The sequence below is a fragment of the Pseudomonas oryzihabitans genome (genome assembly GCF_001518815.1).
Lineage (GTDB): Bacteria > Pseudomonadota > Gammaproteobacteria > Pseudomonadales > Pseudomonadaceae > Chryseomonas > Chryseomonas oryzihabitans_E.
Window position 1 is genome coordinate 2,092,867 of the sequence record NZ_CP013987.1, and the last position, 21,812, is coordinate 2,114,678.

Annotated in this window: 16 protein-coding genes and 2 pseudogenes; 9 read left to right on the forward strand and 9 right to left on the reverse strand. The window is 66.8% G+C overall.

The window, feature by feature from the left end; genetic code table 11:
* Positions 1-80: 80 nt before the first annotated feature.
* Entirely contained in the window at positions 81-2,330 is a 2,250-nt protein-coding gene (locus APT59_RS09585; RefSeq protein WP_059314634.1) for a xanthine dehydrogenase family protein molybdopterin-binding subunit, read from the reverse strand.
* Between the two features lie 109 nt (positions 2,331-2,439).
* Here APT59_RS09585 and APT59_RS09590 point away from each other — a divergent pair, with 109 nt between their 5' ends.
* Positions 2,440-4,137, forward strand: a complete 1,698-nt coding sequence (locus APT59_RS09590) for a dihydroxyacetone kinase family protein (RefSeq protein WP_059314635.1) — start codon at positions 2,440-2,442, stop codon at positions 4,135-4,137.
* Here APT59_RS09590 and APT59_RS09595 read toward each other — a convergent pair.
* The 5 genes and pseudogenes from APT59_RS09595 to speB form a co-directional block, all read right to left on the reverse strand.
* Positions 4,134-4,787: a DUF2238 domain-containing protein gene (locus APT59_RS09595; RefSeq protein ID WP_059316862.1), complete on the reverse strand. Its 654-nt coding sequence runs from the start codon at positions 4,785-4,787 to the stop codon at positions 4,134-4,136. The genes APT59_RS09590 and APT59_RS09595 overlap by 4 nt on opposite strands.
* Positions 4,788-5,166: 379 nt before the next feature.
* Positions 5,167-6,771, reverse strand: a complete 1,605-nt coding sequence (locus tag APT59_RS09600; protein WP_059314636.1) for a 5-guanidino-2-oxopentanoate decarboxylase — start codon at positions 6,769-6,771, stop codon at positions 5,167-5,169.
* Between the two features lie 22 nt (positions 6,772-6,793).
* A complete protein-coding gene (locus tag APT59_RS09605) occupies positions 6,794-8,173 on the reverse strand; it encodes a sodium:solute symporter (RefSeq protein ID WP_059314637.1) in 1,380 nt (459 codons plus the stop codon).
* 129 nt (positions 8,174-8,302) lie between these two features.
* A pseudogene (locus APT59_RS22955) lies at positions 8,303-8,578 on the reverse strand (hypothetical protein); the annotation flags it as partial.
* A gap of 135 nt (positions 8,579-8,713) precedes the next feature.
* Positions 8,714-9,664, reverse strand: coding sequence for an agmatinase (gene speB / locus APT59_RS09615; protein WP_059314639.1), 951 nt, complete (start codon positions 9,662-9,664; stop codon positions 8,714-8,716).
* Positions 9,665-9,800: 136 nt separating this feature from the next.
* On the opposite strand from speB, the gene APT59_RS09620 reads away from it, so the two are divergent.
* The 5 genes and pseudogenes from APT59_RS09620 to APT59_RS22545 all read left to right on the forward strand — a co-directional run bounded on the left by APT59_RS09620 (position 9,801) and on the right by APT59_RS22545 (position 13,281).
* The gene (locus tag APT59_RS09620) at positions 9,801-10,703 is read left to right on the forward strand and encodes a LysR family transcriptional regulator (protein WP_017641749.1); all 903 of its coding nucleotides are present in this window, start codon (positions 9,801-9,803) and stop codon (positions 10,701-10,703) included.
* 104 nt (positions 10,704-10,807) lie between these two features.
* Positions 10,808-11,089 (forward strand): annotated as a pseudogene (locus tag APT59_RS22960) (PAS domain-containing protein); the annotation flags it as partial.
* A 153-nt stretch (positions 11,090-11,242) separates the two neighbouring features.
* A complete protein-coding gene (locus APT59_RS09625) occupies positions 11,243-12,373 on the forward strand; it encodes a methyl-accepting chemotaxis protein (RefSeq protein ID WP_420480514.1) in 1,131 nt (376 codons plus the stop codon).
* A 62-nt stretch (positions 12,374-12,435) separates the two neighbouring features.
* The gene (locus tag APT59_RS09630; RefSeq protein WP_059314641.1) at positions 12,436-13,047 is read left to right on the forward strand and encodes a tRNA-uridine aminocarboxypropyltransferase; all 612 of its coding nucleotides are present in this window, start codon (positions 12,436-12,438) and stop codon (positions 13,045-13,047) included.
* A 57-nt stretch (positions 13,048-13,104) separates the two neighbouring features.
* Positions 13,105-13,281: a hypothetical protein gene (locus APT59_RS22545; RefSeq protein ID WP_167348562.1), complete on the forward strand. Its 177-nt coding sequence runs from the start codon at positions 13,105-13,107 to the stop codon at positions 13,279-13,281.
* Positions 13,282-13,348: 67 nt separating this feature from the next.
* Here the strand turns inward: APT59_RS22545 and APT59_RS09635 are convergent, their stop codons facing one another.
* Positions 13,349-13,747, reverse strand: a complete 399-nt coding sequence (locus APT59_RS09635; protein ID WP_059314642.1) for a YbaN family protein — start codon at positions 13,745-13,747, stop codon at positions 13,349-13,351.
* Between the two features lie 3 nt (positions 13,748-13,750).
* Positions 13,751-14,335 carry a YecA family protein gene (locus tag APT59_RS09640; protein WP_059314643.1) on the reverse strand — a complete coding sequence of 195 codons (585 nt, stop codon included), beginning with the start codon at positions 14,333-14,335 and terminating at the stop codon, positions 13,751-13,753.
* Between the two features lie 162 nt (positions 14,336-14,497).
* On the opposite strand from APT59_RS09640, the gene recQ reads away from it, so the two are divergent.
* The 3 genes from recQ (at position 14,498) to APT59_RS09655 (ending at position 19,586) form a co-directional block, all read left to right on the forward strand.
* Positions 14,498-16,636 carry a DNA helicase RecQ gene (recQ, locus tag APT59_RS09645; RefSeq protein WP_059314644.1) on the forward strand — a complete coding sequence of 713 codons (2,139 nt, stop codon included), beginning with the start codon at positions 14,498-14,500 and terminating at the stop codon, positions 16,634-16,636.
* 73 nt (positions 16,637-16,709) lie between these two features.
* A complete protein-coding gene (locus APT59_RS09650; RefSeq protein ID WP_059314645.1) occupies positions 16,710-17,147 on the forward strand; it encodes a MarR family transcriptional regulator in 438 nt (145 codons plus the stop codon).
* Between the two features lie 240 nt (positions 17,148-17,387).
* Complete coding sequence (locus tag APT59_RS09655; RefSeq protein ID WP_059314646.1) at positions 17,388-19,586, forward strand: FimV/HubP family polar landmark protein; 2,199 nt, start codon at positions 17,388-17,390, stop codon at positions 19,584-19,586.
* On the opposite strand, the gene APT59_RS09660 is transcribed toward APT59_RS09655, so the two are convergent.
* Positions 19,587-21,785, reverse strand: a complete 2,199-nt coding sequence (locus APT59_RS09660) for a patatin-like phospholipase family protein (protein WP_059314647.1) — start codon at positions 21,783-21,785, stop codon at positions 19,587-19,589.
* Positions 21,786-21,812 lie beyond the last annotated feature (27 nt).

A 21,812-nucleotide genomic window follows, 5' to 3' on the forward strand; every position in this document is an offset into this window, starting at 1 on the left:
AGCGTGAGACATCCCGGTCGTGAAAAGCTTCCAGACCAGACGATAGCCTGCCGCCACGGTCTGGCGGAAGGCCGTTTCGCTCAGCCGAGCAACTTGTCCAGGGTGATGGGCAACTGCCGCACCCGGATGCCGGTGGCATGGAAGACCGCATTGGCGATCGCCGGGGCAACCCCGACCACGCCGATCTCGCCGAGCCCCTTGATACCCAGCGGATGCCCCAGGCGGTCGTCTTCGTCCAGCAGCAGGGCCTCAAGTACGGGCACGTCGGCCTGGGTAGCCACCAGGGCTTCGGCCAAATCCGCGTTCATCCAGCGCCCTTGCGTCAGGTCCAGTCGACTCTGTTCCAGCAGCGCCTGGCCGAGGCCCCAGATCATGCCGCCCTCCAACTGATTCTGGGCCAGACGGCGATTGACGATACGGCCACCGGCGAAGGCACCTACCAGGCGGCGGACCCGGACCGTTCCCAGCTGCGGATCCACCGCCACTTCGGCGAACTGGGCGCCAAAGGCGGCACGACCGAGCGCCGGGCGTTGGGCCACCTGGTCGGCGGTGCTGGCTTCAGCGCTCACCTCGGCAAGGCCATGGCATTGCAGCAACGGGCCCAGCTCATGACGTTGATCTGGGGCACGCTCGCTGACCAGAGCGCCGTCCGCGAGGCGCCAGCCCCCGACGTCGGACGCATCCGCCCCGGTCAGCGCTACCAGGCGCCGACGCAGCTGGTCGGCAGCGGCCTGGATGGCCGCACCGAGACTGAGCGTGGTGGAGGAGCTGGCAGTCAGGGAACTGTAGGGGAGGTCGGTGTCGCCCCAATGCAGCTGAACACGTTCCAGCGGTAGCCCCAGCGCCTCGGCGGCTAGCTGAGTGAGCGCCGTCCAGCTGCCCTGGCCCAGCTCGTGGGTGGCGCTCTCGACCACCGCCGTGCCATTGGCGCTCAGCCGGATGCGTGCCGAGGCGGCCATCTGGGCGACATGGTAGACCGAGGTGGCCATGCCGTAGCCGATCAGCAGATCGCCATCGCGCATGGCGCCGATGCCGGGATCACGGTCCGCCCAACCGATGGCCGCGGCACCGGCCGCGTAGCATTGGCGCAGGCTCTTGCTCGACCAGGGATTGCCGCTCTGGGGTTCCACGTCGGCATGGTTGCGTAGCCGTACGTCCAGCGGGTCCAGGCGCAGGTGATGGGCCCATTCATCCAGGGCGCTCTCGACCGCGAACTGGCTGACCGCCACGCCCGGGGCGCGTAGCCAGCTGGGTGCATTGAGGTGCAGCCGCGCCGTGGCATGGCCGGTACGCAGGTGATGGCAGGCATAGAGCTTGGGCGTCATCTCGCCGACGGGTTCTATGAAGTTCGAGGTGTGGGCGTTCTGGATCAGGGCCTCCTGCAGCAGCACGCTCAGCTGGCCATCGCGAGTGCCGCCCAGGCGCAATCGCTGGCGGGTGGCGCCCCGAAAGGGCATCAGCGAGAAGGTCTGCCGCCGGGTCAACACCAGCTTCACGGGCCGGCCGGCGAGCCGCGCCGCCATGGCCGCGAGCAAGGGATGGGCATTGCCTTTCTTGCCGCCAAAGCCGCCGCCGACCAGGGGTGAGCGAAAGCGGATGCGCGTGGAGAAGTCCGCCTCGGCGCGACCGGCGCGCATCACGGCGGGGAAGTCCGGGCTGACGCCGAGGTCGAACGCCTGCGCCAGGGCATAGGCATCGCCATAGGTGAACTGGGTGCCGGCGTCCACCACCAGTCGGCCCTGGTTGTCCCAGGCGGCGAGGGCCGCCCCGGGCTCCAGGGCATTGTGATGCTGGGGCTCCGTGGTGTACTCCAACTCCAGGCGCTCTTCCGCCTGCGTCCAGGCCGCATCGGGCTGGCCGCGCTCGGTGATCGCCGGTTCGCCGGCGCCGACCACCTGCGGATATTCAGCCGGCAGCCGGGTGAAGTCGAAGTCTTGCTTCGGCGCTTCTGCGCTGTATTCCACCTCGATCAGCTGCGCGGCGAATTCGGCCTGGTCCGCCCGCTCGGCGACCACCACCGCGAGGGGCTGGCCGCTGTATTGGAGGCGGTCGTCCTGCAAGGGCAGGAAGCGGCCCAGCTCGCCGCCGGGCAGGGTGTTGATCGGCCGCAGGCGCGGGGCGTTCAGGTGCGTCATGACCAGCAGCACCCCTGTTGCCTGCTCGGCGGCCGCCACCACCAGCCGCGCCACCTGTCCTTGCGCGTGATCGCTCTGCACCAGGGCGGCATGCAGCGGCGTGCCTGGGATGTCGCTATGGGTGAGATCGGCGCTGTAGCGGGCGGCACCCGTGACCTTGGCCAGGCTTTCGAGGCGGTGAGGGGCAGGGGGCATGGATAGGCTCCGGTGGGTGGCCTTTCGGCAGACTGCCCCTGGCGGCGTGCCGTTCGTGCCGCTGGTCGCGTGCCATACTGCGGCGACCTCTCGCCCTCAGGAGTGCCCGATGAAGAAGCTGATCAATAACCCCGTCACCGTGGTTCGCGAGCTGCTCGAAGGTCTCGTGAGCCTGGACCCCGGTCTTGCCCTGCTGGCCGACGAACAGGTGATACTACGCCACCCCCTGGCCGACGTCCGCGAACGCCCGGTGGCGGTTATCTCTGGTGGCGGCAGCGGCCATGAACCGGCCCATGCCGGCTACGTCGGCGAGGGGATGCTGACGGCGGCGGTGGCGGGCGACGTCTTCACCTCGCCCAGCGTGGATGCCGTACTGGCAGCCATCCGGGCGGCAGCCGGCCCGGCGGGCGCGCTGCTAGTCGTCAAGAACTACACCGGTGACCGCCTCAACTTCGGCCTCGCCGCGGAACTGGCCCGCAGCGAAGGCATTCCCGTCGAAACGGTGCTGGTGGCGGACGACGCGGCCTTGCGCCATACCGTGGCGCCGGAGAAGCGTCGAGGCATCGCCGGCACCGTGTTGATCCATAAGCTCGCTGGCGCCGCTGCCGCCGCCGGGCGACCCCTCGCCGAGGTGGCCAGCCTGGCGCGCGAGGCCAGTGCCGAACTGCGCAGCATGGGGGTCGCCCTGGGCGCCTGCACGGTGCCGGCGGTGGGGCACCCAGGCTTCGAACTAGCGGACGACGAGGTGGAGTGGGGCCTTGGCATCCACGGCGAGCAGGGCGTCGAGCGCGGGCCCTGGCTAGGCGCCGATGCCACCGTGGCGCGACTGCTGGATACCCTGGTCGAGGATGGCGGCTATCCTGGCGGGACGCGTCTCGCCTTGCTGGTCAATGGCCTGGGCGCCACGCCACCGCTGGAGCTCGCCCTGGTGGCCCGGGCGGCGCTGATCGAGTTGCGTCGGCGCGGCCTGAGCGTGGAGCGGGCCTGGACCGGTACCTTCCTCAGTGCCCTGGACATGCCGGGCTGTTCGCTGTCGCTGCTGCCGGTGGACGAGGCGCGCCTGGCATTGCTGGATGCGCCAACCCAGGCGCGGGCCTGGCCCGGTGACGGTCGGGTGCCAGCGGCGCCGCGTCTGCTGTCCGCGCCTGAGGTGACGGCCGAGGCGACGACGTGCACGCCCGGGCCCCTGGCGGAGCGCCTGCATGCCGCAGTGGACGCCGTGATCGCCAGCCTGCTGGCCAACGAAACCCGTCTCACCGACCTGGACAGCCGCGCCGGTGACGGCGATCTGGGCACCAGCCTGGCCCGTGGCGCCGAGGCGATGCGCGCCCTGCCAGGCAGCGCCTGGTACACCCCGGCCAGTGCCCTGGCAGCCATGGGACAGGCCCTGCGGCGTGCCATCGGTGGCAGTTCCGGACCCTTCTATGCCTGCGCGCTGGTCCGCGCGGCCCAGGTGTTGGACGGGGTCGCGCGACCGACACTGGCCCAGTGGGCCCAGGCCTTCGATCAGGGCGTCCTGGCGCTGGCGGAGCTGGGCGGCGCCCAGCCGGGCCAGCGCACGATGCTCGATGCGCTTCGACCTGCCGCGGATACCTTGCTGGCAGCTGCCCAGGCTGGCTCCAGCCCAGCGCAGGCCTTCGCCGAAGCGGTGGCTGCCGCTCGGAAGGGCGCCGAGGCTACCGCCGAGATGGTTCCGGGCCAGGGCCGTGCCAGTTACCTGGGCGAACGTACCCGTGGCATTCCCGATGGCGGCGCCGTGGCCGTGGTCTGTTGGCTGGACGCGTTGGAACCCGTGATCGCCCGCTAGCGCGAACCAACGTCATGGCCGGTCCCGCGACGTCCGGGCCAGCCATGGCGGCAGACCAGCGAGAGCAAGGCGCCGAGAAAGGCCAGTGCCATGTCTTTCTGTGCGTCCCAGGGATCGCCCTGGGCGCCGACGAAGGCTTCCGCGTCATCGCCCGCCAGCAGGTCAGCGCCCAGCCATTCCATGAGCTCGTAGCCCGCCGAGGAGGCGAGCACGAACTCGAGGGCGGCATAGGCACTCTGCCAGCCGCGTAGCCCGGTCAGGCCCTGGACCACTTCACGAAAGGGGCGGGCCAGCAGCAGCCCGTAGGCGAAGTGCACCAGGCGGTCGTAATGGTTGCGCTGCAGACCCAGGGCCTCGTCCAGGCGGAAACCGGTCAGCGCCTGCCAGGCATCGTCGTAGGGAACCTGGGAATAGGTGTAGTGGGCGCCGATCTGGTGCAGTACGAGAAACGCGAAGAGTTGCAGGCTGGCGCTGGCCGAGAGCGGAAACCGTCGCTGGATAACCACGATGGCTACCACGGCCAGGATCACCAGCAGCTGTTCGATCCCCCAGGTCAGCCGGTCCACGGGTGCCCAGCCGAGTGCCAGGGTAAGCGTGACCAGGGTCAGCAGCAGGACTAGTTGTAGCCGGGAACACGGGGAAACGTTCAAATGCTTGGGGGCCTTGCGGGGACGGAAGGAGGCGAGTCGCGGTGGCGACCACTGCTGCATGGACAGATCGACACCTGCCAGCGTTCCAGCACCTGCGCGGCTTCGGTGAGAAAACCCCAGGCGCAACGTAGGCACCTGACGCCTGGGTACCGTCGTCCAGTCGGCGCGGCGCTTCTATGCTTTCTTGCCCTTCAGTGTGGCATGGGTACGCGAAACCTTCGCGGGGCCCCTGTAGGTTCCAGGTGCTGCTGGATCTCAAGTGCCGGCCCAGGATCTAGGCAGCAATCTTGCTCGGATGCCGATGCGCCCCGTCTGCGGCCTGATCCCTAGCGAGATCAGGCGGTGCAGCGCGCTCGTCATGGTTCCCTTGCCTGACTGATCAGGCCGACACGAAGGGTGCTACCTCGCGCAGCTCGATCAGCAGTGGCCGATCGGTTGGCGCGGTGGCGAGCAGGTCCTGGACATGATCCAGATCCCGTGCGCGTTCGGCCAGGCAGCCGAAGGCCCGCGCCAGCGCGAGAAAATCCGGGGTGACCAGGTCGACGCCCAGGGGCGTGATGTCCCGCTGTTCCATATAGCGGCGGATCTCGCCGTAGCCGTGGTTATTCCACAGCAAGATGACGATGCCGATCTGCGCCTCCACGGCGCTCGCCAGCTCGCTGAGGGTAAAGAGCAGACCGCCGTCCCCGACCAGGCAGATCACCGGGCGCCTGGGGTCCGCCAGGCGTGCGCCCAGGGCGGCGGGCAGGCCATAGCCCAGGGTGCCGTAACCGGTGGAGGCATTGAACCAGCGCCGTGGTCCGTCCAACTCCACCAGGTGATTGCCGGCGTAGACGGTCTGGGTGGAATCGCCCACGTAGCGCGCGTCCGGCAGCGCCCTTTGCAGCCGCTCGAACAGCTGGCGAAAGTGCGTCCAACCGGCCAGTTCGCGCGCCAGGCCAGCCTGGGCAATGGCCGTGCGCCGGGCGCCGGGACCGGTCGGGTCGAGTTCGCGGCGGGGCAGGCGTTGCAGCAGACCCTGCAGCGCGGCCTGGGCGTCGCCCACCACGCCTAGCCAGGGTGGGTGACCAGCCACCAGCATCCTGGGGTCCAGGTCGATGCGGATCAGGTCGCCGGTCAACTGGAAACCGCCGTCGAAGACCACATCGTAGTCGGTCTCGCCCAGTTCGGTACCCACCGCCAGGATGACGTCCGCCTCTCGCGCCAGGGCGCGTACCGGTGGTAGCGCCTGGTTGCTGCCCAGTGCCAGGGGATGGCCAGGCGGCAACAGACCCTTGGCATTGATGGTGGTGGCAGTGGGCGCATCCAGCGCGGCGGCCAGCGCGCGTACCTCGTCAGCCGCGTCCTGGCAGCCCCCACCGATCAACAGCAGCGGACGTTCGGCCTCGCGCAGCCGAACCGCGGCGCAGTCGAGCAGGGCCGCGGCCGGCTCCGGGCGGGCCAGCTTGGGCTTGGGCATCAGTGCCAGGTGATCGGCCGGTGCCGTGATGATGTCCAGCGGCAGTTCCAGATGGACCGGCCTTGGCCGCTCGCCGTCGAACACGGCGAAGGCACGCGCCAGTACGCTTGGCAGGCCGTCCACCTCCAGCAGGGTATGGCTGAAGGCGGTAACCCCGGCCGTCAGGTTGCGCTGGTTCGGAAGCTCATGCAGATAGCCGGCGCCATGGCCGAGCCGCGCGCGTTCGTTGACGCTGGAAATCACCAGCAGCGGGACCGAATCGCCATAGGCCTGGGCCATGGCGGTCAGGCAGTTGGTCAGTCCGGGTCCGCTGATGACGAAGCATACCCCGGGCCGTCCGCTGGCCCGGGCATAGCCGTCCGCCATGAAGCCCGCGCCCTGTTCATGGCGTGGGGTGATGTGGCGAATACCGCTGCCGGGGAGGCCGCGATAGAGCTCCACGGTATGGACCCCGGGGATGCCGAAGACGGTGTCCACGCCCCAGGCGGCCAGTTGGCGGACCAGAAATTCGCCACAGGTGGTCATGCGCATTCTCCTCCAGGGTCGATCAGGCAGGACGGCCGGCAACCTCGGCGCGCGGCGTGAGCAGGCTTACCAGCACGAAGCTGAGCAGGCTCAGCGCCAGGCTGAAGTAGATCGGCGTATTGGCTTCCAGGCCATCCTTGAGCATGAAGACGATGGCCGCGCCGGATCCCAGCAGCATGCTCGCCAGGGCCCCGGGCGTGGTGGCGCGCTTCCAGAAAATGGCCCCTAGCAGGGGCACCAGGATGCCGCCCACCAGCAGGTTGTAGGCCAGTGTCAGGGCGCCGATGACGTCGTTCACCAGCAGCGCGATGACGAGCACGGCAAGGCCGGTGAGCAGGGTGAACAGTCGGGCCATGCCCAGGGTCGAGGCCTTGCCGCCGCGCAGCCGGGGCAGAAGGTCTTCGGTCAGGGTGGTGGACGCGGCCAGCAGGCCGGCGCTGGCGGTGGACATCATGGCGGCCAGGGCGGCGGCGATCACCAGGCCGCGAATGCCGTCCGGCAGGGCGCTGCGGACGATGGCGGCGAAGGCATTGTTGGCACCGCCCAGGTCCGGCAGCAGCACCCGGGCGCACATGCCGATCAAGGCGCCCACCAGGCCATAGATCACGCAGTAGACCCCGGCCAGGCTGCCCGCCACCCGCGCCACGCCTTCGCTGCGAGCAGTGAAGACGCGCTGCCAGATGTCCTGGCCGATGAGGATGCCGAAGAAGTAGATCAGGAAGTAGGTGAGGATGGTGTCATAGCCAATGGTGGTCAGGGCGAAGGCGCTGGCCGGCAGCTTGGCCACCAGGGCGTCCCAGCCGCCTACTCGGGCGAGACAGATGGGCAGCAGCACGAACATCAGGCCGGCCGTCTTGATGATGAACTGGACGATGTCGGTCAGCGTCAGCGACCACATGCCGCCAATGCTGGAATAGATCACCACCACGCTGCCGCCGAGCAGGATGGCGCTCCAGAAGGGCAGTTCGAACAGCACCTGGATCACCGTACCCATGGCCAGCACCGAGACCACGCTGAGCATCAGCGCATAGACGAACATGATGGCGGCACTGGCCTGGCGTGCCAGGGGGGTGTAACGCCGTTCCAGCACCTGGGTCACGGTGAAGATGCGCAACTTGAGCAGTGGTTTGGCGAGAAACAGGTTGAGCACCAGGATGCCGCCGCCAAGCATGGCGCACAGCCAGAAGCCGGAAAGACCATGGACGTAGCCCAGCCGTACCGTGCCGACGGTGGCGGCGCCACCCAGCACCGTGGCGGCCATGGTGCCCAGATAGAAGGCCGGGCCGAGGTTGCGGCCGGCGACGAGGAATTCTTCCTGATTGCGAGCACGGCGCATGCCGTACCAGCCGAGCAGGAGCATGGCCAGGGCATAGGCCAGGACGACGGAAATATCCAGGATCATGGGAGCGGATCTCTTGTAGGGATGGGCAGGGCCGGGCACTCCGGGCCCGTGATGACTCGGTCTTCAGGCGACGCGAGCGCTATCTAGAGCGGAGCCGGCCGCGGCGTGCCTGGGTCGCCGTGCGCTGGCCGGACCGTATACGGCGGCCGGTTCCGAAAACAACCGGAGCAGGGCCAGGTAGACCTGGGTGGCGCCGCCCAGGCCCCCACGAGCGATGGCCAGCCCCCCGGTCGTGAACGACCGCCCGAAGAGGATCGGAGCACGGCCAAGCGCGGCGGTGGCGAAGGTGTTGGCGCCGCCGAAGATCAGGCGGAAGAGATCGAAGGGGGTGGCATGGCGTTCGTGGTCGGGAATCTGCTCGACCCCGAAGGTTTCGATACGGGTGATGCCGTCATGATGGTCCATGGATGACGCCTCGACACGGTTATACGCAGGGCAGGGCCCGCGTTCTTGTTGTCGGCGGGCCAGGAGCCCGCCGGTGTTCGGCAGCGAAAGACAGCGGGTGGGCGACCGTCATGGCGGGTCACCGCACCGAAGGGGTTAGCGGTAGGTCACCCCCGGCAGCACGCAGAGCATCTCGTAGAGCAGGTTCGCGCCGAGCAGGGCGGTGTTGCCGGTGGTGTCGTAGGGCGGCGACACCTCCACCAGGTCACAGCCCACCAGATCGAGGCCGCGGCAGCCGCGGATGATTTCCAGCGCTTGGATGGTGGTCAGGCCGCCGATCTCCGGGGTACCGGTGCCTGGCGCCCAGGCCGGGTCGATGCTGTCGATGTCGTAGGACAGGTATACCGGCCCGCCGCCCACCCGCGCGCGCACCTCGGCCATCAGCGGGGTCAGGGACTGATGCCAGCACTCCTCGGCCTGCACCACCCGGAAGCCCTGTTCGCGGCACCAGTCGAAGTCGTCGGCGGCATAGCCCTGGGCCCGCAGGCCGATCTGCACCACCCGGTTGCAGTCCAGCAGGCCTTCTTCCACGGCGCGGCGGAACGTGGTGCCATGGGCGATCTTCTCGCCGAACATGTGCTCGTTGACATCGGCATGGGCATCCACGTGCACCAGGCCGATCTCGCCGTATTTCTTCTTCATGGCCCGCAGGATGGGCAGCGTCAGGGTGTGGTCGCCGCCCAGGGTGAGGGGGGTGACATCGTGCTCCAGCACCCGGTCGTAGTGCTCCTCGATCAGCCGCACCGTGTCCAGCAGGTTGAAGGTATTGATGGCGACATCGCCCAGATCGGCGACGCTCAGGGAGTCGAAGGGCGCCGCGCCGGTGGCCATGTTGTAGGGACGGATCATCACCGATTCGCTGCGCAGCTGCCGCGGACCGAAACGGGTGCCGGAGCGCAACGAGGTGCCGATGTCCAGGGGGATGCCGATGAAGGCGGCGTCGAGTCCGGCCGGGGAAGCGAGGTGGGGCAGCCGCAGCATGCTGGCGATGCCGCCGAAGCGGGGCATCTCGTTGCCGCCCAGCGGCTGGTGCAGGATCTTTTCCACGGGTCATCCTCGTTGTGCTGATGACCCGATTGTGCAAAGTCGCTGACAGGCGAAGAATCGGCGCGGGCAAAAAATCACTTCAGAGATTTCTGAACTAATGGCTAGACTGCCGGGCCGCGTCCACCGGGAGTCCGCCATGGCCAATGCTCTCCACGACATCCGTCTGCTCAAGCTGTTCGCCTGCGTGGTACGCCACCAGGGCTTCGCCGCGGCGCAGCAGGAACTGAACCTGTCCACCTCGGCCATCAGCACCTACATGAGTCAGCTGGAAGGGCAGCTCGGAGTCACCCTCTGTCATCGCGGCCGTGGCGGCTTCGCCCTCACCAGCAAGGGCGAACTCTTCCACCAGGAGACGCTGCGCATCCTGGGCGAGATCGAAGGCTTCGAACGCTATGCCACGACCCTCAAGGGCGAGTTGAGCGGCACCCTCAACCTGGGCGTACTGGATTCACTGTCCAGCGAGCCGGCGCTGCCGCTGGCCGATGTGATCGGCAGCTATACCCACGACTATCCCGGCGTCCACCTGCATCTGGCGGTGACCAGTCCCTACGAGTTGCAGCTGGGCGTGCTCGAAGGACGGCTGGACCTGGCGGTGGGTGCCTTTTCCGCGCGCATGAACGGGGTGGTCTACCAGCCGCTGTACCGCGAGCAGCACTGGCTCTACTGCAGCGATCGTCATCCGCTGTTCCCGGAACGACGCATTCCCGCCGAGGTGATCACCCGCCAGCGCATGGTGCGGCGCGGCTACTGGAGTCAGGCTGAGCTGGCACGCCATGGCTTCAAGGAAAGCGCCGCCACCGTGGAAAGCATGGAGGCCCAGCTGATCCTCATCCTCTCCGGCGCCTATATCGGCTACCTGCCGGAGCACTATGTCCATGCCTGGGTCGACCAGGGGCGCCTCAAGGCGCTGCAACCGGCGACCTTTGGCTATCAGGCGCCGTTCTCCCTCATCACCCGCCGAGGGCGTGGAAGGGAGCCGCTTATCCAGAGTTTTCAACGCATTCTTAAAGCCCAGATGCAACATGCCGATAGCGACTAGGACGATAACCAAAGGGTTACCGTTTTCACCTGTGCGGGCAATTAGCCACCATTTAAATGGTTGATGTCCCACGGAGTAGATAACCTGCTAGATAAGGCACCCGCATGCGCACGAATTTGCCGGTCACCCAACAGGGCCGTACCTTCAAGGAAGAAGAACGACTCATCTCCACCACCGACTTGCAGGGGAACATCACCTACTGCAACGAAGCGTTCATCGCCATCAGTGGCTATACGCGGGAGGAGCTGATCGGCAGTCCGCACAACCTGGTGCGTCATCCCGACATGCCGCCGCCCGTATTCGGCCACATGTGGGCGACCCTCAAGGAGGGCAAGCCGTGGATGGGCATCGTCAAGAATCGCTGCAAGAACGGCGACTTCTACTGGGTCAGTGCCTACGTCACGCCGATCCTGGAACAGGGGCGGGTGATCGGCTACGAATCCGTGCGTTCCCTGCCCAGTGCCAATGAGGTGCGCCGCGCCGGCGAGCTCTATGCCCGGATCAATGCCGGCAAGGCTCCCGTGCCCCGGATCCGTCGCCTGACCAGCGCCATCTCCGCCTGCTGGTCGACCGTGGCGGCCGCCGGCGGCATCCTGGGCGGTCACTTCCTCCTGGACGACACCGCTCAGGCAGCCCTTATCGTCGCGGCCCTGCTGGGTGTCAGTGCCCACCAGCTGTATCGCCAGCGCGCCAGTATCGAGCGCATTCTTGCGGATCATCCCAAGATGTTCTCCAGCGATGTGGTCGCGCCGACCTACAGCGACCAGATCGGCGCCCCGGCGCGTCTGGATCTCGCGTTGCACAGCGAAGCCGCGCGCCTGCAGACCGCCTTGACGCGTCTGGCCGACGTTGGCGACAGCGTACGCCAGAAGGCCCGCGAGTCTTCCCAGCTATCCCAGTCCGGGGCCGAGCTGCTGGAACAGCAGCGCCACGAGACCGACCAGTCCGCCGCCGCCATTACCCAGATGACCTCTACCATCCACGAGGTCTCGCAAAACGTCCAGGAGACCGCCCAGGCCGCCGCCAACGCGGAGAACATGGTGCATTCCGGACGCGACAAGGCTGAAGAAAGCCTGATGTCCATGCGCGAACTTGGCACGGCGGTCAGCGACATTGGCCAGGCGGTGGGTGAGCTGGCCAGCTCGACCCAGAGCATCGGCAGCGTCGCCGACGTCATCACCGCCATCGCTGAGCAGACCAACCTGCTGGCGCTGAACGCCGCCATCGAAGCCGCCCGCGCCGGTGAAGCCGGTCGTGGCTTCGCCGTGGTGGCCGATGAGGTCCGCTCCCTGGCCTCCCGCACCCGCGAGTCCACCGAGCAGATCCACCAGATCATCGCCAACCTGCAGGCCAATGCCGAGCGCGCCGTGGCCACCGCCAGTCGCGGTGAAGAGACCTCGCGCCAGAGCGAACGCCATTCGGCGGCGGTGCGCGAATCCCTGGAAGGCATCAGCGAATCGGTCAGCCTCATCACCGCCATGAGTCAGCAGATGGCCACCGCCGTGGAAGAGCAGAGCCACGTCTCCGAAGACATCAACCGGCAGATCAGCCGGATCGCCGATCTTTCCGACAACAGCTCGGCCCAGGCCCGCCGTGGCTCGGAACTGAGTCGCGAACTGGAAGGCATGGCCGACTACCTGCACGACCTCACCGCGCGCTTCAATCGCTGAGGTGCCGGGGGAGCGGCGGTGATCCGGTATGATCGTCGCCGTCCTCCGCTGCGGAAATCTCGATGTCCCGTCCCGCCTGCGCGCGTTGCCAGCGCCCCTTGTCGCTGTGCCTGTGCGCACTGATCCCTTCGCTGTCCAGCCATACGCGGATACTGCTGCTGCAGCATCCCAGCGAACGACGCCATCCGCTCAATACCGCGCGCCTGGCCGCCCTGGGGCTCGCCAATGCACAACTGGAGATCGGCGAGACCTTTGCCGACCTCCCACGCTGGCTCGCCGGCCATGAAGCCTGGCTGCTGTTCCCAGGCCCTGAGGCAGTCACGATCGATCGGCTGCCGCCCGCGAGCGCGACCCCGGCGAAACGGCTGCTGGTGATTCCCGATGGCACCTGGCGCAAGGCGCGCCTGCTGCTGCACACCAATCCGGCGCTGGCGGCGCTGCCGAGGGCCACCTTGCCACCCGGCCCACCGTCCCGCTATCGCGTACGCAAGGCCCCTGCAGCCGAGGCGTTATCCACCGTGGAGGCCGTCGTGGCAGCGCTGAATGCATTGGAGGCACCGGCCCGCTTCGAGGCCTTGCTGGCGCCTTTCGACGCGCTCATCGATGGCCAGATCGCCGCCATGGGCGCTGAAACCTTTGCACGCAATCATGGCGGGCCGGTGCGGGGAGATTGAGGGAATTCCCCTGCTGCAGGACCACTCTACCTAGAGAGTCAGCAGAGGAGTCACGCCATGTCCCGCTTCCCGATCCATTCGCACGACGAATTCGCCACCCTTGCCGCCTATGCCTTACCCCGCGCGGGTGGCGAGGCCGATCAGCCCGATCCCGCCCCCATCCAGCCCAGCGAGCCGGGCGAGCCCACCGTCCCCGACCAAGCGCCGCCGACCCCCATGGCCAGAGCGGCCTGATGCCACCGCATCACCCATGAAAAAAGGGCGATCATCACCGATCGCCCTTTTTTATGCCCAATGCCGGCTAGCGCCGGGTCTTCTGCCGGAGCAGGTAGACCGTTACCGCCGCACAACTGGCAAAGGCCGCTACCCGTGCCCAGACATAGGGCACTAGCCAGCAGGAAAAGCCCACGCTGATCCACATGGCGACGATGGCGTAGACCTTGCCCTTGAGCGGGATCCCTTCGCCTTCCAGGTAGGGCTTGATCCAGGGCCCCAGCCACTTGTGGTTGACGAGCCACAGATAGAAGCGCTCCGAGCTGCGCATGAAGCAGGCGGCCGCCAAGAGCAGGAAGGGCGTGGTGGGCAGCAGCGGCAAGAACGCGCCGATAACGCCCAGCGCTACGCTGAGCCAGCCTAGCCCTAGCAGCAGGTAGCGCACCCACCCCTTCTTCTGCCGGGGTCTGGCGGGGGCTTTGTCCATCGCTCAGTGGCGCGGCTTGAGCAGCGCCGGCTTTTCTTCGGGAGAGTGGCAGAGCAGGAACAGCTGGGTCAGCAATTCCGGGATCTGCACCATCATGTCGGCGACCAGGCGGCGATCCTGGGCGATCTCGGAGAACTCGGGCTGTTCGTCGAACAGGCCCGAGCCGACCATGATCGGCAGCAGCAGCTCGCTGACTTCGTCTTCGGCATCTTCGAACCATACGGCTTCGCGCAGGAACACCCCTTCCATGAAGCCGATGCACCAGCCGCGCAGCTCGGATTCGTCTGGCTCGGGGCCGAGGTCCAGGTCGCACGGCAGATCCAGCTCTTCGTCACTGCCCAGCACGCGCAGGATATGCGCCTTGAGCTGCACCAGGGCGCGCTCGATCTCTTCCTGCTGAGTGGCATCGCGATACTGCGGCGGCTCGGCGAAGAGAGCGTCGATCCACTCGCGTTCGGGAACCTCTTCCGGGCAGATGGACAGGGCGGTCAGGTAGCCATGGGCGGCTACGTAGTCGAGCGCTTCTTCGTGCAGATCGTCTGCATCGAGAAAATCGCGCAGACGGGTCAATTGTTCGGCGAAGGACATCGGCTACTTACCTCGGAAAGGAATCGAAAGGGCAGAACGGCCGGAATTGTAGACGAGCGCCCGAGTCACGTCGAACCTGGCGGCCGGTGGCCGGCCGACGGAAAAGCACCGCCGCAGCGACCTCGGCATCCGTATAATGGCCTTTCCATTCGAGGAGGCTTCATGTCAGAACCCGCGCTGCGCATCCTTAAAGACGTCTTTGGCTACGACGCGTTCCGTGGCAACCAGGCCCGGATCATCGAGCGTGTGGCCAGCGGTGGCGATGCGCTGGTGCTGATGCCCACGGGCGGCGGTAAATCTCTGTGCTACCAGGTGCCCGCCCTGATGCGCCCCGGCGTGGCCGTAGTGGTTTCGCCGCTGATCGCGCTGATGGACGACCAAGTCGCCACCCTTGAAGAGCTTGGCGTGGCGGCCACCGCCCTCAACTCCACCATGACCGGCGAACAGCAGCGTTCCGTCGCCGCGCGGCTGGAGCGCGGCGAAATCAAGCTGCTCTATCTCGCACCGGAACGGCTGGTGCAGCCGCGCATGCTGGACTTCCTCAAGCGCTTGCCCATCGCCCTGTTCGCCATCGATGAAGCCCACTGCGTGTCCCAATGGGGTCATGACTTCCGCCCGGAATACATGCAGCTCGGTCAGTTGGCCGAGCACTTTCCCGGCGTGCCGCGCCTGGCGCTCACCGCTACGGCGGATTCCCGCACCCGCGAAGAGATGGCCAGCCGCCTGCACCTGGAGGAGGCCGAGCGCTTTCTCTCCAGCTTCGATCGTCCCAACATCTTCTATCGCATCGTGCCCAAGGAAGCGCCGCGCAAGCAGCTGCTGGCCTTTCTCGCCGAGCGCCGTGGCGATGCCGGCATCGTCTACTGCATGTCGCGCAAGAAGGTGGAGGAGGTGGCCGAACAGCTCAGTGGCCAGGGGTTTCCTGCCTTGCCCTATCACGCCGGCCTGCCCAGCGACGTCCGCGCCGCCAACCAGAAGCGTTTCCTCAATGAGGAAGGGCTGATCATGGTCGCCACCATCGCCTTCGGCATGGGCATCGACAAACCCAACGTGCGCTTCGTCGCCCACCTCGACCTGCCCAAGAGCCTCGAAGCCTACTACCAGGAAACCGGTCGCGCCGGTCGTGATGGCCTGCCGGCCGATGCCTGGATGGCCTATGGGCTGCAGGACGTGCTGCTGCTGCGGCAGATGATGCAAAGCTCTGAAGGCGACGAACGCCACAAGCGCATCGAACGGCACAAGCTCGAAGCCATGCTGGCGCTGTGCGAGGAAACCCGCTGCCGCCGCCAGGTGCTGCTGGCCTATTTCGACGAGCACCTGCCCCAGCCCTGCGGCCATTGCGACAACTGCATCGACACCGTCGAGACCTGGGACGCCACCGAACCGGCGCGCCAGGCGCTGTCGGCCATCTACCGTAGCGGTCAGCGCTATGGGGTAGGGCACCTGGTCGACATCCTGCTCGGTCGCGAGACCGAAAAGATCACCAGCCTCGGCCACCAGCGCCTGGCCGTGTTCGGCCTGGGCAAGGCCCGCGGCGAAGATGAGTGGCGCACCCTGTTCCGCCAGCTGGTCGCCCGCGGTCTGGCCGAGGTTGACGTCGATGGCTACGGTGGTCTGCGGCTGACCGAAAGCTGCCGACCCCTGCTGCGCGGCGAGGTGCGCATCGAATTGCGCCGAGATCCCAAGCCTCAACGGGGGCGAGGTACGGGTACCAGCGGGTCGGCCAGTGCCGCCAGCCAGCTGGTACGTGCCGATGAGCGCGAGCTGTGGGAAGTCCTGCGCACCCTGAGGCGCAAGCTGGCCGAAGAGCACTCGGTGCCCCCGTACGTGATCTTTCCCGATGCCACCCTGCTGGAGATGTTGCGCAGCCAGCCGCGCTCGCTGGACGAGATGAGCCGTGTCAGTGGCGTGGGCGCGCGCAAGCTGGAGCGCTATGGTCAGGCCTTCCTCGATGCCTTGACCGATGGCAGCGCCGCCCCGGCCCCGGTCGCCGACGTGCGCCATGAGGTCTTGACCCTGGTGCGTGCCGGCATGACGCCAGAACAGGCCGCGCGGCAGCTGAGTTGCTCGGAAAAGAATATCTATGCCCTGTTGGCCGAAGCCATCGCCCAGCAGCAGATCGCGCTGGAACAGGCCTTGGACTTGCCCGAGGACCTCTTGGCGGAGATTCAGGACGCCTTCCTCGAAGACGAGGGCGAATTGCCGCCGGTAGCCCAGATCGCCGCGCGCTTCGAGGGGCGGGTGGCGAGCGGTGCGCTGTACTGCGTGCGGGCTGCCCTGCAGGCGGAATTGGCCGACTAGCGAGGCACGGCGGTTGCCCCGCCGTGCCTTCAACCAGAATAATGAGAAAATCCAAGTACAAGGTTTAGCCTGAATGACCCCTACCGATCCACATCTGTTCGGCCGCCAGATCTTTCATGTCTCTCGTGCCTGGCGCGCCGAGCTCGACCGTCGCCTGAGTCATCTGGGGCTCTCCCAGGCCCGTTGGCAGGTGTTGCTGAACCTCGCCCGGATGAAAGGCGTCCAGCCTACCCAGCGCGAGCTGGCGCAGAGCATCAGTATCGAGGGGCCGACCCTGGCCCGGCTGTTGGACGGTCTGGAGAAGCAGGGGCTGGTGAAGCGTCTGGCGGTCACCGAAGATCGCCGCGCCAAGCGCATCATGCTGACCCAGGAAGCCGGTCCGCTGATCGAGAAGATCGAGACCATCGCCGAGGCCCTGCGCAAGGAGCTGCTCAGCGGCTTGGATGACGCGGAGATCGCCATCTGTCAGCAGGTGCACCAGCGCGTCCTTGCCAATCTCGAACGCGGTTGAATGCCGTCTGGCGGCTTGACCAGCCCCGAGGCCGGGGCCAGATGCCGGCGCAAGTCCGGGCCGAGACGTCTGGCACCGCCGCTGGCGGCCTAACTCACCCACCGTCGCCTTTTCTACGCTGACGACCATCGGTTTGCCGTCTGTCGGTATCGATGCTACGTTCCAGCGTAGCGGAGGCGATTTTTGTGAGCCACCACGCTAAAACACCGGTTTCTTCGAATACCTGACGCAGCGGTATCCATGGTCGCGAAACGCCGTCCCCTTGCCTTATTCCTTCTGTCGGCCGCCACGCTGACCACTCTTCCTCAAGCGGCGCTTGCCCTCGGCCTGGGTGGTATCACGCTCCAGTCTTCTCTCAACGAGCCCCTGCGGGCGCGAATCGAGCTGGTCAACATCGGTGCTGCCGAGGCCGGGGACTTCCGCATCCACCTGGCCACGAACGAAGCGTTCGCCCAGGCGGGGGTCGACCGTACCCAGTTCTTGAACGATCTGGTGTTCACCCCGCACCTGCGCACGGCCGCGGGCAGCTACATCGAGGTCACCTCCCGCCGCTCCCTGGTCGAGCCCTATCTCGGCTTCATCGTCCAGCTGGAACAACCAGACGGCAAGCAGCTGCGTGAGTTCACCCTGCTGGTGGATCCGCCTCGCAGCAGTGGTGCGCCTACCAGTGTTGCCAGTACCGCCCCGATGCCCGCCCCGGTTGCCCCTGCTCGCGCCGGTACTTCGACCGCTAGCCCGGCGGCTCGTGAGTCCGCGCCTCGGCAGCCCGAGCTCGCACCCTCGCCAGGCCTGGCCGCCGGTGACGGCATCTACCAGACGCGGCCCAAGGACACCCTCTGGAGCATCTCCAAGCGTCTTGGTCCGTTGGCCAATCGGTCGGCGGAGCAACTGATGGCGGATCTGTTCGCGCTCAATCCGGCGTCCTTCGCCAACAACGATCCTGGAAGGCTGAAAGCCGGCCAGCGACTGCGTCTGCCGGCGGGTGTCAATGAGCCCGCGCCGCGGCAGCCGGTGGTGGCCAAGGCTGCACCACAGCCCGCAGCCAGCCCGGTCCCTGTCGCGCCCGTTACGCCTGCGCCCGCACCTGCGCCAGCCGCGCCGGGGGCTGCCACAGCGCCGGTTTCCACGCCAGCACCCGCAGCCGATTCTGCAGCACCGCCAGCGACCCCGTCTCAGCCAGCTGGAAGCATCCCGGAAGACGCCAAGCCCTTGCTGGTGACCCAGGATCTCGGGCGGCAGGTCGGCGATCTGGAGGGGCAGCTCACCCAGTTGCAGGAACGTTACGATACGCTGCTGGCGCAGAAGGAAGCCCAGATCACCCAGCTTCAGCAAGACCGGGATGGCTTGCAGCAGCAACTGAATCAGGCGCGGTCGGTAGCCCTGGCCACGCCAACGCCTGCTCCGACACAGGTGTCGGCGACGCCAGTAACGGAAACGGCTCCTCCTCCGGCGGCTGCTGTTGCCAGCAGTCCTGTCTCAGGCGAGGCCGACGAAGGCCTGCTGTCGCCGCGCTTGCTCCTGCTGGCCGGTGCTGCGGCCATCCTGGCCCTGGCTGGTGTGCTCTGGTGGCGTCGTCGCCAGGCGGAGCAGGCAGCGGTCTTCAGCGAAGACGAGGAGCTGGACGTGGAGCCGGCCGAGCCCTTGCCCGAGCCGGTGCTGGCGGCTACCCAGCCGGTGCCCGTCCACGCCAAGACTCCTGCCGCGGCCAGTCCGGCACCGGTCGACGATCATGCCGGTCGAGCGGAAATCTACATCGCCTATGGTCGCTATGGTCAGGCGCGAGAGGTGCTGGAGAGCGGTCTCGCCGAAGACGATCGTCGCCAGGATCTACGTCTGCTGCTGCTCAGGGTGCTGGCCACCCTGGGTGAGGCCCAGGCGTTCAGCCAGCACGAACAGCGCTTTCTGGCCCTGGGCGGGGCGGCGGCCAGTCTTGTCGTCTTGCACGCACAGTTTCCGGGCATTTCGGCCAATGCGCCAGATGATCTACCCGAAGATGATCTGGATCTCGATCTGCCGGCGTTCGATGCGCCGGCCAGCGAGTGGTCGGCGGAGCTGCAATTCGCCGAGCCGGCTGCGCCAGCGCCGGTGACCGAAGAACACTACGATCTGGATCTCGCTGATCTGAGCCTCGATGAGGCCATCGCCCTGACCGAAGAGCTGGACGCAGATTCCGGCTGGAAGCAGGCCGATGCCCTGGAGATCACCCTGGAAGACGACTTTCCTGAGGGGCTGGGCGAGTTGCCGGCGGTCTTGGAGCTGGACATGAGTCTCGACGAGCACTTCATGACCGACGACATCGCCCGACGCTTCGCCGAGGCCGAGGCGTGTCTCGACCAAGGCGACCTTCAGCATGCCACCTCGCTGCTGCAGGAGATCGTCAGCGAGGGCAGTGACAGCCAGCGCGAGCGGGCGGAAATGCTGCTCTCCCGTATCGCCTGATCAGAAGCTGTTGCCCAGGTTGATGTAGAACGCATGCTCGCCCTGGTCGCTCAGGCCATAGGTGAACTTGAGCGGTCCCAGTGGCGTGTCCAGGCCCAGGAACAGGCTGGCGGCGCTGATGTTGCCGCTGTCATAGTCGTCGTCTCGATTCCAGATGCGCCCCTGTTCCAGGCTGCCGCCTAGGTAGACCGGGGTGTCCAGCGGGAATAGTGAACGCTGGGTGAGCTGGTGGTAGTAGATCAGCCGCGCCAGGCCGTAGTTCTGGCCAGACAAGGCGTCCTGGCGATAGCCCGAGAGCTGCCAGGCGCCGCCCAGCAGGAAACTGCTGGTCACCACATTGGTATCGCTGTCGGTCGACAGGGTGCGACCCAGGCCGCCGCCGATCACGAAGGTGTTGTAGCCATAGCTGAGCGCCTTGTTCAGGTGCAGGTCCAGCTGCCGGTAGCGGGAGTCGGAACCCAGGCTGGGATCGAATTGCTTGAGTGTCAACGCCAGGTCCTGGCCCTCACGCGGGAAGTTCACGTCGTCCAGATCGTCCAGCGAATAGCGCAGCTCATAGAAGCTTTCGGTGAAGGATTCCTCCGGGGTGTCACGCGGTCCGACATGCACCTTGGTACTACCCCAGTCGTGGCCGATGCCCAGCCGCACCTCGGCCTTGTTGCCGATCTGCCGGCCCAGGTTCAGGCCGAAGCCATAGCGTTCGCGACGGTACTCTGCGATGGGGTGATTGCGCTCCAGCTGTTCGATATTGCGTGCCTCGCCACCGACGTAGGGCGCGATGAAGTAACGTGAACCGACATCCAGAGGTTGGTAGAACTCGCTGTAGAGCTCCTGGTGATCGCCGATCTGGGCCCGCGTCAGCCATTCGCCGCCCAGGCGGTTGAGGCCGTTGATGCGATAGCTGGCGCCGAAATTGAAGGCGCTGTCGCCCCGCAGGTCGTCCGACAGGTTCAGGCCCAGCCGCAGGAAGTCCGTGCCGCTGCGCTTGCCGCGGGCATAGATCATCAGCACATTGTCGCCGGGCCCGTCCCGACGGATGCGGTATTCCACCTGGTCGAAGTAGTCCAGGCCGTAGAGCGTGCTCATGTCGTCCTGGAGGCGTTCGACATTGAGCGGCTCCCCCAGCCGCTGACGGATGTAGTGACGGATGACCTCGTCTTCTACCTTGGAGTCGTTCTCGATGCGGATGGCATCGATGACCGGGGTCCGGCTGCTGGGCGACCGGGCGGCAGCCACCGCCGAGGACGGCTCGCTCGGCGCATTCCTGCGCAATACCGCCAGTTCGCCGGCCATGGCCATGGTAGCCCGATAGCCCGCATCGATCAGTGCCTTGACCTCGCTGAAGTCGGCGCTGGTATAGCTGGCCAGCGGCGGCTGGATGAGCAGGTCCTGCTTGCCCAGCGTTGCCAGCTGCGCCTGGGAGTTGTTGCGGGTCATCAGGGTGGTGGACTGGTTGAGCACGTCGAGCACCGTGGTCAGGTCCTTGCGCTTGAGCAGAGGGGTGCCGATATCGACCACTATGACGCGTTGCGCCCCCATGTTCCGGGCAACGTCGATGGGAATGTTGTCGACCATGCCGCCATCCACCAGCAGTCGCCCGTCGATTTCCACGGGGGCGAACACCGCCGGAATCGACATGCTGGCGCGAATGGCGCGGGGCAGATGGCCATGATCGAAGACCACCTTCTCGCCGGTGGTGATGTCCGTCGCCACTGCCCGGAAGGGAATGGCCAGCTGGTTGAAGTCCCGGGTATCGCTGGTATGCACGAACAGCTTTTCCAGCATCATCCCCAGGTTCTGGCCCTGGATCACGCCGATCGGGAGGCCCAGGGTGCCGTCATCGCGAAAGCTGAGCTTCTGCTTGACCAGGAAGTCCCGGTCATCCTGCTTGCGGCGAAAGGGGACATCCTTGCGTGGCGGCTGGTCGGACAGCACCTGGCCCCAGTCCATGTCCAAGGCGATGCGCTCCAGCTCTTCGGCACTGTAGCCGGCGGCATAGAGCCCGCCGATCACCGCGCCCATGCTGGTACCGGCAATGGCATCGACCTGGATACCTTGCTCTTCCAGTGCCTTCAGCACGCCGATATGGGCAAGTCCTCGCGCGGCGCCGCCGGACAGCACCAGGCCGACGGTAGGCGGTGGCGCGCCCCAGGCCAGGGCGGACAGGAGAAGACAGGCTACCAGCAGCAACGGGCGCATAGGTCGGACCACATGGCGGACAGGATC

What these genes read in the sequence shown, in the direction of transcription:
- APT59_RS09585 (WP_059314634.1), bottom strand. Translation starts at nt 2,330, where the DNA reads ATGCCCCCTGCCCCTCACCGCCTCGAAAGCCTGGCCAAGGTCACGGGT.
- APT59_RS09590 (WP_059314635.1), top strand. Translation starts at nt 2,440, where the DNA reads ATGAAGAAGCTGATCAATAACCCCGTCACCGTGGTTCGCGAGCTGCTC.
- APT59_RS09600 (WP_059314636.1), bottom strand. Translation starts at nt 6,771, where the DNA reads ATGACCACCTGTGGCGAATTTCTGGTCCGCCAACTGGCCGCCTGGGGC.
- APT59_RS09605 (WP_059314637.1), bottom strand. Translation starts at nt 8,173, where the DNA reads ATGATCCTGGATATTTCCGTCGTCCTGGCCTATGCCCTGGCCATGCTC.
- APT59_RS09620 (WP_017641749.1), top strand. Translation starts at nt 9,801, where the DNA reads ATGGCCAATGCTCTCCACGACATCCGTCTGCTCAAGCTGTTCGCCTGC.
- APT59_RS09630 (WP_059314641.1), top strand. Translation starts at nt 12,436, where the DNA reads ATGTCCCGTCCCGCCTGCGCGCGTTGCCAGCGCCCCTTGTCGCTGTGC.
- APT59_RS22545 (WP_167348562.1), top strand. Translation starts at nt 13,105, where the DNA reads ATGTCCCGCTTCCCGATCCATTCGCACGACGAATTCGCCACCCTTGCC.
- APT59_RS09635 (WP_059314642.1), bottom strand. Translation starts at nt 13,747, where the DNA reads ATGGACAAAGCCCCCGCCAGACCCCGGCAGAAGAAGGGGTGGGTGCGC.
- APT59_RS09640 (WP_059314643.1), bottom strand. Translation starts at nt 14,335, where the DNA reads ATGTCCTTCGCCGAACAATTGACCCGTCTGCGCGATTTTCTCGATGCA.
- recQ (WP_059314644.1), top strand. Translation starts at nt 14,498, where the DNA reads ATGTCAGAACCCGCGCTGCGCATCCTTAAAGACGTCTTTGGCTACGAC.
- APT59_RS09650 (WP_059314645.1), top strand. Translation starts at nt 16,710, where the DNA reads ATGACCCCTACCGATCCACATCTGTTCGGCCGCCAGATCTTTCATGTC.
- APT59_RS09655 (WP_059314646.1), top strand. Translation starts at nt 17,388, where the DNA reads ATGGTCGCGAAACGCCGTCCCCTTGCCTTATTCCTTCTGTCGGCCGCC.
- APT59_RS09660 (WP_059314647.1), bottom strand. Translation starts at nt 21,785, where the DNA reads ATGCGCCCGTTGCTGCTGGTAGCCTGTCTTCTCCTGTCCGCCCTGGCC.